This is a genomic window from Pseudomonas sp. TAE6080 (genome assembly GCF_018732265.1).
Lineage (GTDB): Bacteria > Pseudomonadota > Gammaproteobacteria > Pseudomonadales > Pseudomonadaceae > Aquipseudomonas > Aquipseudomonas brenneri.
The window spans coordinates 57034-71214 of record NZ_JAHIDY010000031.1 but is presented as its reverse complement, the minus strand read 5'-3'; the positions used below and the strand labels follow the sequence as shown (position 1 = coordinate 71214).

The 14181-nt window shown below is 61.3% G+C and carries 11 protein-coding genes; 4 read left to right on the top strand and 7 right to left on the bottom strand.

Features of this window, described 5'->3' with window-relative positions; genetic code table 11:
• Positions 1–139: 139 nt before the first annotated feature.
• Entirely contained in the window at positions 140–1630 is a 1491-nt protein-coding gene (gene amaB, locus KL786_RS21405) for an L-piperidine-6-carboxylate dehydrogenase (RefSeq protein ID WP_215518909.1), read from the bottom strand.
• A gap of 150 nt (positions 1631–1780) precedes the next feature.
• Between amaB and KL786_RS21400 the strand changes: the two genes are divergently transcribed.
• The 3 genes from KL786_RS21400 (at position 1781) to nadE (ending at position 4865) form a co-directional block, all read left to right on the top strand.
• Entirely contained in the window at positions 1781–2671 is an 891-nt protein-coding gene (locus KL786_RS21400) for a LysR family transcriptional regulator (RefSeq protein WP_215518908.1), read from the top strand.
• Positions 2672–2819: 148 nt separating this feature from the next.
• A complete protein-coding gene (pncB, locus tag KL786_RS21395; protein ID WP_029300515.1) occupies positions 2820–4034 on the top strand; it encodes a nicotinate phosphoribosyltransferase in 1215 nt (404 codons plus the stop codon).
• Positions 4035–4037: 3 nt separating this feature from the next.
• Positions 4038–4865, top strand: coding sequence for an NAD(+) synthase (nadE, locus tag KL786_RS21390; protein ID WP_215518907.1), 828 nt, complete (start codon positions 4038–4040; stop codon positions 4863–4865).
• Positions 4866–4998: 133 nt separating this feature from the next.
• On the opposite strand, the gene azu is transcribed toward nadE, so the two are convergent.
• Positions 4999–5445: an azurin gene (gene azu, locus KL786_RS21385; protein ID WP_215518906.1), complete on the bottom strand. Its 447-nt coding sequence runs from the start codon at positions 5443–5445 to the stop codon at positions 4999–5001.
• Between the two features lie 382 nt (positions 5446–5827).
• Between azu and KL786_RS21380 the strand changes: the two genes are divergently transcribed.
• The gene (locus tag KL786_RS21380) at positions 5828–6010 is read left to right on the top strand and encodes a hypothetical protein (protein ID WP_032862024.1); all 183 of its coding nucleotides are present in this window, start codon (positions 5828–5830) and stop codon (positions 6008–6010) included.
• Between the two features lie 99 nt (positions 6011–6109).
• On the opposite strand, the gene KL786_RS21375 is transcribed toward KL786_RS21380, so the two are convergent.
• The 5 genes from KL786_RS21375 to KL786_RS21355 form a co-directional block, all read right to left on the bottom strand.
• A complete protein-coding gene (locus KL786_RS21375) occupies positions 6110–7000 on the bottom strand; it encodes a transglutaminase family protein (protein ID WP_090292845.1) in 891 nt (296 codons plus the stop codon).
• Positions 7000–9486: a circularly permuted type 2 ATP-grasp protein gene (locus tag KL786_RS21370; protein WP_215518905.1), complete on the bottom strand. Its 2487-nt coding sequence runs from the start codon at positions 9484–9486 to the stop codon at positions 7000–7002. Before KL786_RS21370 ends, KL786_RS21375 begins: the two co-directional genes overlap by 1 nt.
• A gap of 97 nt (positions 9487–9583) precedes the next feature.
• Entirely contained in the window at positions 9584–12868 is a 3285-nt protein-coding gene (locus KL786_RS21365; protein WP_215518904.1) for a transglutaminase family protein, read from the bottom strand.
• Between the two features lie 237 nt (positions 12869–13105).
• Positions 13106–13552, bottom strand: a complete 447-nt coding sequence (locus KL786_RS21360; protein ID WP_215518903.1) for a hypothetical protein — start codon at positions 13550–13552, stop codon at positions 13106–13108.
• A gap of 156 nt (positions 13553–13708) precedes the next feature.
• Complete coding sequence (locus KL786_RS21355; protein WP_215518902.1) at positions 13709–14158, bottom strand: hypothetical protein; 450 nt, start codon at positions 14156–14158, stop codon at positions 13709–13711.
• Between the last annotated feature and the right edge of the window lie 23 nt (positions 14159–14181).

Sequence of the window (14181 nt, the reverse complement as noted above, 5' to 3'; positions counted from 1 at the left end):
TTTGGGCGCCATCATAGCGCCCTATTGATGTGTCCAAATTCATTAGGCCAGTTCAGATTGCCTGCGATAGCGGTATTGGATTCGCCATCGCCATCGCAGGCAAACCAGCTCCCACATTGACCGCATTTGGGCTGGAGGCTCAGTCGAAGGTAATGCCCTGCGCTAGCGGCAATTCCAGCGAATAGTTCACGGTATTGGTCTGCCGGCGCATGTACCCGCGCCACGCATCCGAGCCCGATTCACGCCCGCCACCGGTTTCTTTCTCGCCACCAAACGCGCCGCCGATCTCTGCACCGCTCGGGCCGATATTGACGTTGGCGATCCCGCAGTCGCTGCCCACCGCCGACATGAACTGCTCGGCTTCGCGCACATCAGTGGTGAAGATGCATGACGACAGCCCCTGGGGCACTTCGTTGTTCAGGCGCAGAGCTTCGGTAAAATCGCGGTAGCCGATCACGTAGAGGATCGGCGCGAACGTTTCGCTGCGCACCACATCGCTCTGCTCGGGCATCTCCACAATCGCTGGCGAGACGTAGTAGCCATGGGGGAACTTATCTTCCAACTGGCGCTTGCCACCGAACACCCGGCCACCTTCGCTCAAGGCCTGCTCCAGGGCGTCCTGCATATTGTCGAAGCTGTGCTTGTCGATCAGCGGGCCGACCAGGTTGCCTTCCAGCGGATGGCCGATGCGCACCTTGGAATACGCCGCCTTGAGGCGCGTGACGATCTCCTCCTTGACCGATTCATGGGCGATCAACCGACGCAGGCTGGTGCAGCGTTGACCAGCAGTACCCACCGCGCTGAACAGAATGGCGCGCACGGCCATGTCCAGGTCGGCGCTTGGGCCGAGGATCATCGCGTTGTTGCCCCCCAGCTCAAGAATGCTGCGGGCAAACCGCGCGGCGACCTTGGGCGCCACTTCACGGCCCATGCGCGTGCTGCCGGTGGCGCTGATCAGCGCTACGCGCGGGTCGTCCACCAAGGCTGCACCGGCGTCGCGACCGCCAATGACCACCTGGCTGAGGTACGGTGGCGCGTCGCTGAAGTTCTTCGCTACCCGCTCGAACAACGCCTGGCAGGCCAGGGCGGTGAGTGGGGTCTTTTCCGAGGGTTTCCAGATCACCGCGTTGCCGCACACCAGCGCCAGCGCGGTGTTCCACGCCCACACCGCGACCGGGAAGTTGAAGGCGCTGATCACGCCAACCACGCCCAGCGGGTGCCAGGTCTCACGCATATGGTGGCCCGGACGCTCGGAGGCGATGGTCAAGCCATACAGCTGGCGCGACAGGCCCACGGCGAAGTCGCAGATGTCGATCATTTCCTGCACTTCACCCAGGCCTTCCTGGGTGATCTTGCCGGCTTCCCAGGACACCAGTTCGCCCAGGTCGGCCTTGTACTCACGCAGCAAGTCGCCGAACTGGCGCACCAGTTCACCGCGACGGGGTGCCGGCACCTTGCGCCAGGCGTCGAATGCATGCTCGGCGCGACTGACCTGCTGCTCGACCTCGGCGGCCCCTTCCCAGTGCACACTGGCGATGCGACTGCCATCGATGGGTGAATGCACAGGCTGTTTACCGGCCTGGTACAACGCCGGGTCTACGCCGAGACGATCAAGCAATGCGGCAACCATGGGTCACTCCTTCAATCCACACAAAAATTGCGCCGCGGCCAACACGGCGATCCAGGCCTTATTTGTAGCCGGCCCCGGACTTACCAACAAACGACGATTAGGCGAGATATCATTCCGTTTATTCATGCCAAAACAAAAAAGAGGCAGGCCGTGCTCAATAAAAGACATTTGCCCTCGATCACCGCCCTGCAGTGCTTCGAGGCCGTGACCCGCCACCTGAGTTTCACCCGTGCCGCCGAGGAGCTGAACCTCACGCAGAGCGCCGTCAGCAAGCAGGTCGCACAATTGGAAGAGTTGCTGCAACACCTGCTGTTTCGCCGGGTGCGCCGCCGCTTGCAGATGACTCCGGCGGGCGACCTGTATCTGGTGGAAGTGCGCAAGATCCTCAGCCAGGTGGAAATGTCGACCCACTACCTGCGCTCCTACGGCGGCGAGACCGAAGTACTGCGGGTGTCCACACCCTACACCTTCGGCGCGCGCTGGCTGGTACCACGGCTCAAGGGCTGGCGCCTGCGCCACCCGCAGATCCACCTGGACCTGTGCAACGAGCAGACGCCGGATGAACTGCTGCAAGGCAAGGCTGACCTGGCCTTCTACTTCGGCGCAGGCTCGCGGCCGGGCACCGAGAGCCTCAAGTTGTTCAGCGAGGAACTGGTGCCGGTGTGCGCCCCAGAGAGCCTGCCCACCCAGCCTTTCACTGATCCCACGCAACTGAGCAACCTGGTGCTGCTGCAAAATGCCTCGCGCCCCCAAGGCTGGCACGACTGGTTCGCCAGCCTCGGCTACCAGACCGAGCACAGCTACCATGGGCCGCGCTTTGATACCTTCTATATGTGCATCCGGGCGGCCCAGGTGGGTTGTGGCGTGGCGCTGTTGCCACGTTTTTTGGTGGAAGAGGAGCTGGCAGACGGCAAGTTGGTGATCCCCTGGCAGCACGCAATGCCCAGCCAGGATGCGTACTACCTGGCGTACCCGGAGCATTCGGCGGAGGTGCCCAAGGTGCGGGACTTTGTGAAGTGGATGATGGAGCAAGTTGTTTAGCCCCTGGAATGCTCCCACATTTGGAATGCATTCTCCTGTGGGAGCTGGCTTGCCTGCGATGACGCCAGAGGCCACAACAAAAAAACCTCTGGCAAAACAACACGGGTCTATGCGCCACTAGCGCCATTCTTGTTTGGAGATTCCCGTTATGAGCGAGAGTGTGTTTGCCGATCGCATCGTGCAGAACCTGCTCGACACCGACTTCTACAAGCTGACCATGATGCAGGCGGTGCTGCACAACTACCCCAATGTGGAAGTTGAATGGGAATTCCGTTGCCGTAACAGCGAAGACCTGCGCCCGTATCTGGCAGAAATCCGCTACCAGATCGAGCGCCTGGCCGAGTTGAGCCTGAGCCCGGATCAACTGGGCTTTCTGGAACGCATCAGCTTCATGAAGCCGGACTTCCTGCGCTTCCTCGGTCTGTTTCGCTTCAACCTGCGCTATGTGCAGACCGGCATCGAGAACGGCGAGTTGTTTATCCGCCTGCGCGGCCCGTGGCTGCACGTGATCCTGTTTGAAGTGCCACTGCTGGCCATCGTCAGCGAAGTGCGCAACCGTTATCGCTACCAGACCATCATCCTGGAGCAGGCGCGCGAACAGCTGTATCGCAAGTTCGATTGGCTGAGCGCGAATGCCAGCAGCGACGAACTGGCCGAATTGCAGGTCGCAGACTTCGGCACCCGCCGCCGCTTCTCCTACCGCGTGCAGGAGGAAGTGGTGAATGTGCTCAAGCACGACTTCCCCGGCCGTTTCGTCGGCACCAGCAACGTGCACCTGGCTCGCGAGCTGGACATGAAGCCGCTGGGCACCATGGCCCACGAATGGATCATGGCCCACCAGCAACTGGGCCCGCGGCTGATCGACAGCCAGATCGCCGCCCTCGATTGCTGGGTCCGCGAGTACCGTGGCCTGCTGGGCATCGCCCTGACCGATTGCATCACCACCGATGCCTTCCTCAGCGATTTCGATCTGTACTTCGCCAAGCTGTTCGACGGCCTGCGCCACGACTCTGGCGACCCGGTGCAGTGGGCCGAAAAGGCCATCGCCCATTACCACAAGCTGGGCATCGAGCCGATGAGCAAGACCCTGGTGTTCTCCGACAGCCTGACGCTGCCCAAGGCCCTGGAGATTTTCCGGGCGCTGCGCGGTCGGATCAATGTCAGCTTTGGCATCGGCACCAACCTGACCTGCGACATTCCAGGTGTGGAACCGATGAGCATCGTGCTTAAAATGACTGCCTGCAATGGCCAGCCCGTGGCGAAGATCTCCGATGAAGCGGGCAAGACCCATTGCACGGATCCGAACTTCGTCGCCTATTTGCGCCACGTTTTCAAAGTACCTGCCATCTCTAGCGAGGAGTGAATCATGCAAGCCGTACAGCGTGAGATTGCCCAACAGCTCAAGGTTCAACCACCGTTCCAGGACCACGCCGCCCTTGCAGCGGAAGTGGCCCGGCGGATTACCTTTATCCAGGACTGTCTGCTCAATTCGGGGCTCAAGACCCTCGTGCTGGGCATCAGCGGCGGCGTCGACTCCCTGACCGCTGGCCTCCTGGCCCAACGGGCAATGAAAGAGCTGCGCGCCCTCAAAGGTGATGAGGCTTACCGCTTTATCGCGGTGCGCCTGCCTTACGAGACCCAGTTCGACGAACACGATGCCCAGGCCAGCGTCGACTTTATCAACCCCGACGAGCGCCACACGGTGAATATCGGCCCGGCGGTCAAGGCCCTGGCCAATGAAGTGGCGGCCTTCGAAGGCAAGGCGGCGGTGTCCCGTGACTTTGTGCTGGGCAATACCAAGGCGCGGATGCGCATGATCGCGCAATACACCATCGCCGGCGCGGCGAGCGGCCTGGTGATCGGCACCGACCATGCGGCGGAAGCCGTGATGGGCTTTTTCACCAAGTTCGGGGACGGCGCCTGCGACCTGGCACCGTTGAGCGGCCTGGTGAAAAACCAGGTACGCGCGATTGCCCGGCACTTTGGTGCGCCTGAGTCGCTGGTGGAGAAGATCCCGACCGCCGACCTGGAAGACCTGTCACCGGGCAAGCCGGATGAAGCGTCCCATGGCGTGACCTATACCGAGATCGATGCGTTCCTGCACGGTGAGCCGGTGCGTGAAGAGGCGTTCAGGATTATCTGCGATACCTATCGCAAGACTGAGCACAAGCGGGTGATGCCGTTTGCGCCGTGAGGTAGGCCGGGTGGTTGTGTATTGATTGTCAGACCGCTATCGCGGGCAAGCCCGCTCCCACATTTGAATGTATTCACAAATCAAAATGTAGGAGCTGGCTTGCCTGCGATGAACGATAACGCGGTCTTGAGCCTTACTTCAGGGTCACAGTGCCTTTCATCATCGAGATGTGGCCTGGGAACGAGCAGAAGAACATGTATTTGCCATCAGCCTTGAGCTTGGACACGTCGAAGGTCACCGAGTCGGTTTCACCAGCGCCGATGATCTTGGTATGGGCGATGATGCGGGTGTCGCCTTCTTTCAAGTAGTTCTTGTCGATACCGGCGGCCATGCCCTCGGTTGCAACCGGCTGCATATCAGCCTCAGTGGTCAACACCCAGTTGTGACCCATGACGTTCTTCGGCAGGTTGCCGGAGTGTTTCAGATCAACGGTGAACGTCTTGCAGCTCTTGTCGATCTCAATGGCTTTGGTATCGAAGGACATCTGGTCGGTGGAATCGACGGTGACCTTGCACTCTGCAGCAAGCAACTGGCCGCTAGCCAGAGTCAGCAGGGAAACAGCAACGATTTTGGCAAACATGTGAATCTCCAAGGCAGGGTTTAAAAAACGCATGTGCGACAAGGTTGCCTGAGGCAGGCAGAGGTTCCAATGATCTGAATCAACAAATTGTATACAACTTTAGGCTATCAGACTGATCGACAGAATCAACCAGCCAAAGTGCCGCACGCAGCCTATGATCGGCTCATCACCCCCTTTTGGAGTCCGAGCCATGCACCTCAATAGCCTGTTGCGCAGCCTGCTTGCCACTTACGCCTGTGGCGCCAGTGGTACTTACGAAACGGTTAATGTCGACTAACGTTTAATCTTGAGAGGCGATTCTGAAACCCGATTACCCCTTGGGACGCGTTTAAAGGCAGAATAGCCGCCGCTCAACCTCACCTTCGACCCCAGAGGATCGCCCATGGCAAAACCTAATTACTCCTTCGCCAAACGTCAGAGAGACTTGGCCAAGGAACAGAAGAAAGAGGAAAAGCTGCAACGCAAGAAAGCTGCAGCTGACGAAGAAGCTGGCGCACTGAACCCGGATGCCGAAGGTGAAGTGGCTGCTGATGACACCGAGACCGCGAAAGACCCGGCTGAATAACACCTGTAGGAGCGAGCTTGCTCGCGAAGCGCTACAACGATAACGCGGACATCCTGGTTTTATGCGGTGCTCTTGCGTTTTTCGCGAGCAAGCTCGCTCCTACATCAACGGCATCACCGTTACCCGCACTTCCGGGTCATGGCTCCCGCCCCCCAGAATCACCCCCCGCAACGGCGAGACATCGGAAAAATCCCGGCCCCAGGCCAGGGTGATGTGCTCCAGTGCCGGCTGCACGTTGTTGGTCGGATCAAAATCCACCCAACCCGACACCGGGCAAAAGACCGACACCCACGCGTGCGACGCATCGGCGCCGATCAGCCGTGGCTGGCCAGGCGGCGGCTGGGTCAGCAGGTAGCCACTGATGTAACGCGCCGCCAGGCCCCGTGAGCGCAGGCAAGCGAGCATCAGATGGGCAAAGTCCTGGCAAACCCCCCGTCGGCGCTCCAGCACCTCCACCAGCGGCGTGGCGACCTGGGTGGCTTCGGCATCGAAGGTGAACTCGCTGAAAATCTTCTCCATCAACGCCTGCACGCCCAACAACAGCGGACGACCGGCAGGAAAACAACTCTCGGAGAACTCGACGAAGGTTTTCTTCAGATGCACATAGGGCGATTCAAAACGATAACGGCACGCCTCGATGGCCTCTGCCGACAACGGCTGGCTACTGTAGGTCAGGCTGTCGCGAGTCTGGTCCCAGGGCGGTGACTGGCTGAAATCCAGCACCGGTCGGGCCAGCACTTCGACGGTCAAGCCGGCATTGACCAACAATTCATCATGGGGCCGCTCGAACGCCAGCCGGGTGATCGGGTTGCCAAACACGTCCAGCTCATCGCGGCGCGCAGTCGGTTCGGGGCTGATCTCCAATTGCCGCGAAGTGCAGCGCTGCCAGGCACAGGGGCGCGGCCACAAGTGCGCCAGCTGCTGGGCCAGGGACACCGGGCTGTCGTAGTGGTAATGGGTATCGTGGAAAATCTGGTAGCGCGCACTCATCACACAGACACCGTTTGCTGGCTGACATCATCCACATGGGCAAAATGGCGCAGGGCCAGGCGATCGGAAACTTGCCCGCTTTCATCGGCGACGGCCTGCAACAGGTCCGCCAGGCCATCGAGGGCCGCGCGTACGCCGGCGTCGCCAAACAGCGGGTTCTCCAGGCAACCCAGGTCAAAGCGCGACAGGCGTTCCACCAGCGGCGCCAGGCCGGTCTCCCGGGGCACACCGAAGTCATCGTTGAGCCGGCGCAAGGTGCGGCTCACCAGTTTGAGCTGGAACAGCACTGCGTGGGGGTTCTGCTCATCCAGCAGCAACAGGTCCAGCACCGGAATCAATTGCGGCACCGCCAGGTAGCGCGAGCGGTAGGTGATGCTGCTGTTGCCCAGCTCCAGCAACCACTCCAGCCCGGCCTGATCGAACACCGCCACGCCGCGCAGGAAGGCCGCTAGGCTGCTGCTGAGAAATTGCAGGCGCTCGATACGCCGGCCCATCATCAAGAAACGCCAGCCTTCGTCGCGGGTCATGTCGTCCAGGGCAAAACCGGACAAGGCCGCCAGGGACATCACCAGACGGTTGAGGAAGTCCAGTAGCTGGCCAAAGTCCGGGGTCTCGCTTTCCAGCTCCATGGCTTCGCGCTGCAACTCCACCAGGGCCTGCCAGTTCTCCCGGGACAGCTTGCCGCGCACCTGGGACGCCGCCCACTGCAAACGCTGCAAATTGGCACGCAGGCTCGACGGCCAGTCATCACCGAGCAGGGCTTCCAGCAGCCGCTCTGGCAACTCACCCTCCTCTGGCAGCAGGCGCAGGCTCTCTCCAAGCTCCACGGCGGCCTGCAAGGCCAGCGGGTCGTCACCGTCGACATAGCGGGCGAGGACGATGCGCAGCCAGCGTGCACTGTCATCACAGCGCTCACAGTAACGGCCGAACCAGAACAGGTTTTCCACCACCCGCGAGGGCAGGTACGGGTCGCGGCGCACCAGGTCGTGGGCACCAATCACCCGCTGCGCCCGCCATTGTTCGCCACCTGGGGCGCGCTCGCCCAAGACCCAGGTGTCCTTGCTCGCCCCACCACGCTGCATCGACACCACTTCTGCGTCCGCCTGCGCCGCCACACGGGTCAGGCCGCCCGGCAACACCCGGTAGCCGTCTTCGCTGGCCACCGCGTACACGCGCATGCCGATGGCGCGATGCTGTAGATGATCATCCACCGTGTGCCAGACCGGCGCCTGGGACAGTTGCGCCAACTCTTGCGCAACGTAGGCATAGGGGCGCGCCTGCATTCGTTCAGCCAGAGCCTGGCGTTGTTCCTGGTTCAGGTCGCGGCCAAACACCGGGGCAAAACTTTGCGAGGGAAACGCCGGTTTGATCAGCAGCTCCGGGAGCTTTTCCAGGGCTTCGGCCAGCACCGGCGCCTCGCCGCACCACCAGGTGGCGATGGACGGCAGGATCAGTTCTTCGCCAAACAGAAACTGATTGATCTTCGGCAAAAAGCCCAGCAAACCGGGGGACTCCAGCACGCCGGCGCCCAAGGCGTTGGCCACCAGCACATTGCCCTGGCGCACCGCATCCAGCAGGCCGGGCACGCCCAGGGCCGAGTCGGTGCGCAGCTCCAGCGGGTCGCAAAAATCATCGTCCAGCCGCCGCATGATCGCGTGTACACGGCGCAGGCCGCTGAGGGTCTTGAGGTACACCGTACTGTCGCGCACCGTCAGGTCGCCGCCTTCTACCAGTGGGTAACCGAGCTGGCGGGCCAGGTACAGGTGTTCGAAATAGCTTTCGTTGAACCGCCCCGGGGTCAACAGCACGATCAGCGGCGGCTGGTCATCGCCCGGTGCCTGGCGAGCCAGGGTTTCCTGTAGGGTGCGGAAGAAGCCGGTGAGGTGCTGCACTTGCAAGTCGCGATACAAGTCCGGGAACGCACGGGACACGATGGTCCGGTTTTCCAGGGCGTAACCGGCGCCGGACGGAGCCTGGGTGCGATCCGCCGTGACCCACCAGCGACCGTCCGGGGTGCGCGCCAGGTCCACCGCATACAGGTGCAGGAACACCCCATCGGGCGGCTGGATGCCCTGGCACGGCCACAGGTAATTGTTATGCCCGAACACCAGTTCTGCTGGCAGCAAACCTTCGGCAATCAGACGTTGCGGGCCGTACAGGTCGGCCAGCACGGCGTTGAGCAACCGTGCGCGCTGGGCGATGCCCGCGGACAAATGCGCCCACTCATCCGCCGCCAATACGTGCGGCAGCAAGTCCAGCTCCCAGGGGCGGTCCGCGCCCTTGGGGTCGGCGTAGACGTTGTAGGTCACGCCGTTTTCCTGGATCTGGCGGGTCAGCAACGCCTGGCGCTGGGCCAGTTGTGCCGGGGTGCTGCGCTGCAGATGGTCAAGCAAACGCCGCCAATGGGTACGGACAGCACCGCTGTCGTCCAGCAGTTCGTGATAAGTGCCCGCAGTCAGCGGGTAACGGTCGAGCAAGTCGGACATGGAACGCTCGGCAGAGGCAAGGGGGCTCAGATTAACTCACAAACACTGCAAATCTACTGTAGGAGCTGGCTTGCCGGCTCCTACAGTAGGATTGTATTTAGTCATTTTTATGGGGAAACCGCCGCAGATCCAGGGTCATTGGCAACTCGTCGTTCACGACCACCGGCGGTACTGGCAGCGTCCCGGGGCTATGCCCCAAGCGGAAAAACCGCGCCATGCGCCGGCTCTCGGCTTCATTGGCATTGACCGGCAGGCTGTCGTAATTACGCCCGCCCGGATGGGCCACATGGTATTGGCAGCCGCCCAGGGAACGCTGCATCCAGGTATCGAGCAGATCAAACACCAGCGGCGCATGCACCGGGATGGTCGGCTGCAAGCAATTGGCCGGTTGCCAGGCGCGATAGCGCACGCCGGCGACAAACTCACCCACACGCCCGGTGGCATGCAGCGGCACGGCCACGCCGTTGCAGGTCAGCACATAACGCTGCGGCGGCAAGCCGCTGAGTTTCACCTGCAAACGCTCAAGGGATGAGTCCACATAACGCACCGTACCGCCCGCCGCGCCCTCCTCGCCCAGTACATGCCAGGGTTCCAGGGCCTGGCGCAGCTCCAGTTCGATACCGCTGACGGCATAGTCGCCGACCTTGGGAAAGCGGAACTCCAGGTGCGCGGCGAACCACTCGGCGCGCAGCGGGTAGCCGGCCGCGTTGAGGTCGACGATAACGTCGGCAAAGTCCTGCTCGATAAAGTGCGGCAGCAGGAATCGGTCGTGCAGTTCCGTGCCCCAGCGTGCCAGTTTCGGCGGCGCGTAGGGCTCACGCCAAAAGCGCGCCACCAGTGCCCGCAGCAGCAACTGCTGGGTCAGGCTCATGCGCGCGTGGGGCGGCATTTCAAAGGCACGCAGTTCCAGCAGGCCCAGGCGCCCGGTGGCGCCGTCGGGGGAGTAGAGCTTGTCGATGCAAAACTCGGCGCGATGGGTGTTGCCGGTGACGTCAATCAGCAGGTTGCGCAACAGCCGGTCCACCAACCAGGGCGGGCATTCCTCCCCAGGCTCAGGCATCTGCGCGAAGGCGATTTCCAGCTCATACAGCGCATCGTTGCGCGCCTCATCCACCCGTGGCGCCTGGGAGGTCGGGCCGATAAACAGGCCGGAAAACAGGTACGACAAGGACGGATGGTTGTGCCAATAGCTGATCAAGCTGCGCAACAGGTCCGGGCGACGCAGGAACGGTGAGTCCTTGGGCGTGGCGCCGCCGAGCACAAAGTGGTTGCCGCCGCCAGTACCGGTGTGGCGCCCGTCGATCATGAATTTTTCGGTAGTCAGGCGGGTTTGCCGGGCCTCTTCATAGAGGAACTCGGTGCGCTCCACCAATTCATCCCAGGTCGCGGACGGCTGCACATTGACTTCGATTACGCCGGGGTCAGGCGTGACACGGAAGTTGCTCAGGCGCGGATCGCTTGGCGGCTCGTAGCCTTCCAGCAGTACCGGGCAATGCAGTTCTTCGGCGCAGGCCTCGATGACCGCCACCAGCTCCAGGTAATCCTCGACCCGCTCCAGGGGCGGCATAAACAGATAGAGCCGACCTTCCCGCGCCTCGGCACACAAGGCGGTACGCGTCAGCCAGTCAGCCGACTCGTCGATCCTGGGCACACGCTCTTCGCTGGGAGCCGGCTCGCCAGGGACAGGCGCCGTGACAGGCAATGGCGGCAGATCCTGATTGGGATCGGTCGGATGCACGAAGGGATAGTCGGCCGCCGTCACCCACGGCTGCGAGGCCAGTGGCAAACGATAGCCCAGCGGCGAATCCCCAGGCACCAGCCGGCAATGGTTGTCGCGCAGGTACCAGCGGCCGCTTTGCCAGCGATCATTGGCCGCCGTGCGCGCCAGCGGTAAAACCTGGCCAATGACTTTATCCAGGCCCTGGGTAAACACCTTGCGCAGTCGCGCACGCTCCAGTTCGTCGTCCAGTCGCGGATCTTGGGCACTGACATTCTGCGCCAGCGCGCCCTCGCGCCACAGGTAGTAGAAATTGTCTTCATAGGCCGGGAACACAAAGCGCGCCGGCAACTTCAGGCGCTCGGCGACACTGGCCAGGAAGCGCCCGGCCATCACCTCATCGGCGCCGTAGTCCTGCTGTTCATCGGCGATCAACGCGCTGTTGTGCCAGACCGGCACGCCATCGCGGCGCCAATGGCAGTTGAGGGACCAACGCGGCAATTGCTCGCCGGGGTACCACTTGCCCTGGCCGAAATGCACCAGCCCCTTGGGCGCGTAATGCTTGCGCATGCGCTGGAACAACTCGGCAGACAGCCGACGCTTGTCCGGGCCCAGGGCGGCGGTGTTCCACTCGGCGCCGTCGGGGTCATCGATGGAAACAAATGTCGGTTCGCCGCCCATGGTCAGGCGCACATCGTCCTTGAGCAGGTCGCCATCAATCTGCCGCCCCAGCGCCTGGATCGCCAGCCACTGCTCTTCGGTGTAGGGCTTGGTGACACGTGGCGCTTCCCAGATACGCTCCACTGACATCTCGTGGGTAAATTCGCACTCGCAGGGTTCGACCAGACCGCTGATAGGCGCAGCTGACGATGGATCAGGACTACAGGCCAGCGGGATATGCCCTTCACCAGCGAACAACCCGGACGTAGCATCCAGGCCAATCCAACCCGCGCCCGGCAAATACACTTCGCACCAGGCGTGCAGGTCGGTGAAGTCCACCTCGGTACCCGAGGGGCCGTCGAGGGCCTTGACGTCGGCGGTGAGCTGAATCAGGTAACCGGAAACAAACCGCGCCGCCAAGCCCAGGTTGCGCAGTAATTGCACCAGCAGCCAGGCCGAATCGCGGCACGAGCCGCTGGCGTTTTCCAGAGTGAACTCCGGGGTCTGTACGCCGGGCTCCATGCGGATCAGATAGCCGATATCGGCGGCCAGGCGCTGATTGAGGCCAACCAGGAAGTCCACGGCCGGCAGCGGCGTGCGGTCGATACCGGCCAGGTACGCGGCGAATTGCGGCGTCAGCGGCAAGGTTTCCAGGTACGGCGCCAGCTCGCGCTGCTCATCGGCGGCGTAACTGAAGGGGATTTTTTCAGCGTAGGGCTCAAGGAAGAAATCGAACGGGTTGAACACCGCCATCTCGGCGACCAGATCCACCTCGATGCGCAGCTCATCGGTCTTCTCCGGGAAAACCAGGCGCGCCAGGTAATTGCCCTGGGGGTCTTGCTGCCAATTGATGAAGTGCTGCTCGGGCAGCACTTTCAGCGCGTAGGACAGGATCCGCGTGCGGCTATGGGCCGCTGGGCGCAGGCGCACAATCTGCGGGCCAAGCTCCACAGCGCGGTCGTAGCGGTAATGCGTAACATGGTGCAACGCGACATGAATCGACACGGCGGCCTCCTGCGAGCCAGGGCATGGAAACAAAGCGCGCAAGACTTATGCCAGAGCGGCGGTCATTGCGCTTTATCAAGGGACCCGGTGCAGTACAGCACCAAAACGGCGCGAGAGTGACCGCCGTGGTGCAAGGGTTGCACACATTTGTGGCGCAAGTGCGGGGCTCAGTGGTGAATCTACCCAATCAACGCTTTTTGCGCGTTGCGATAAAACCGGCTGTCGAAGCCGACGCCTTCACATGCGACTACCCGATCTAACGGTTGATTTGACAGACTGCCGAATCCGACGGATTCCAATGAGTTTTATACGCATCTCTCGTTGAGCCTTGCTGTTAAGTGCCAACAATCCGAGGAATGGGAATAACAACGCCAACCCATAGAGAACTTTATGAGGCTGGTACTGAACCATTGGAAGTACAAACAGTAGACAGCCGAGGTAGATACCGACCATCACCCACACCCAGGAGGGTCGGCCCCGCAAAATCATAAAATTGCTATGGACCGTCAACAGAATGAGCAGCGCCCCGACCAACATGATCGTGAGCCCCACTTGAGCCATCGGCGCATCACGAAAATAGGTGACGAACGTCAGCGCCACAGCCAACGCCAAAGAAAAACACGCAGCAAATACGCCGCTCATAAACGTCAGAAAGTATTGCCTGAAAAAGTCGCGTAGCGTCATCAATTCGCTTACTTCCTCGTAAAGTCCAATCGCGATTCAGTTCGAGTGACCGCAGAGGCCTCATTTCTGTAGGAGCGAGCTTGCTCGCGAAAAACTCACAAGCACCGAGTCTGCCCAGGCAGCTCGCATTGAGGCAGGGCGAGTGAATCCACACAATCACCATTTTTTGTACTTTGCTATCGCAGCCTGGCGCAGATGACGGACCTCGACGAGTTTCTGTCGCATTTCCCGATGACGCTTACTATTGAGCAACAGCAGCCCCAGCAATGGACACAGTAAGCTCAAACCATAGATTAATGAATGCTGCTGATCACCGAGGGTGGGCAATACACCCAGGAAGCACAGCCCCAGGAGCACCGCCAGCGGCCACACCCATTGCGCACGCCCGCGAGCAATCATGAAATTGCAATGCACGATCACTAGGGTGAGCGCGATGCCACCCAGGAACGAATACTTAGCATTGGTCTCCATGGAAAGGTCCTGAAAATAGCTGTCGAAAAACAACGGAACCGCAAACACCAGAGTAAAAATGGACGCGAATATCGCCCCCATAAAGACCGGGAAATACTTCGACAAAAAACTACGGATGCTGGGCAGCTCATTCATTGCTCGCGTTCCTAGTGCAGACC

Bases quoted from the DNA above. Each gene is read 5' to 3' on its own strand.
- amaB (WP_215518909.1), bottom strand. From the start codon at position 1,630: ATGGTTGCCGCATTGCTTGATCGTCTCGGCGTAGACCCGGCGTTGTAC.
- pncB (WP_029300515.1), top strand. From the start codon at position 2,820: ATGAGCGAGAGTGTGTTTGCCGATCGCATCGTGCAGAACCTGCTCGAC.
- nadE (WP_215518907.1), top strand. From the start codon at position 4,038: ATGCAAGCCGTACAGCGTGAGATTGCCCAACAGCTCAAGGTTCAACCA.
- azu (WP_215518906.1), bottom strand. From the start codon at position 5,445: ATGTTTGCCAAAATCGTTGCTGTTTCCCTGCTGACTCTGGCTAGCGGC.
- KL786_RS21380 (WP_032862024.1), top strand. From the start codon at position 5,828: ATGGCAAAACCTAATTACTCCTTCGCCAAACGTCAGAGAGACTTGGCC.
- KL786_RS21375 (WP_090292845.1), bottom strand. From the start codon at position 7,000: ATGAGTGCGCGCTACCAGATTTTCCACGATACCCATTACCACTACGAC.
- KL786_RS21370 (WP_215518905.1), bottom strand. From the start codon at position 9,486: ATGTCCGACTTGCTCGACCGTTACCCGCTGACTGCGGGCACTTATCAC.
- KL786_RS21360 (WP_215518903.1), bottom strand. From the start codon at position 13,552: ATGACGCTACGCGACTTTTTCAGGCAATACTTTCTGACGTTTATGAGC.
- KL786_RS21355 (WP_215518902.1), bottom strand. From the start codon at position 14,158: ATGAATGAGCTGCCCAGCATCCGTAGTTTTTTGTCGAAGTATTTCCCG.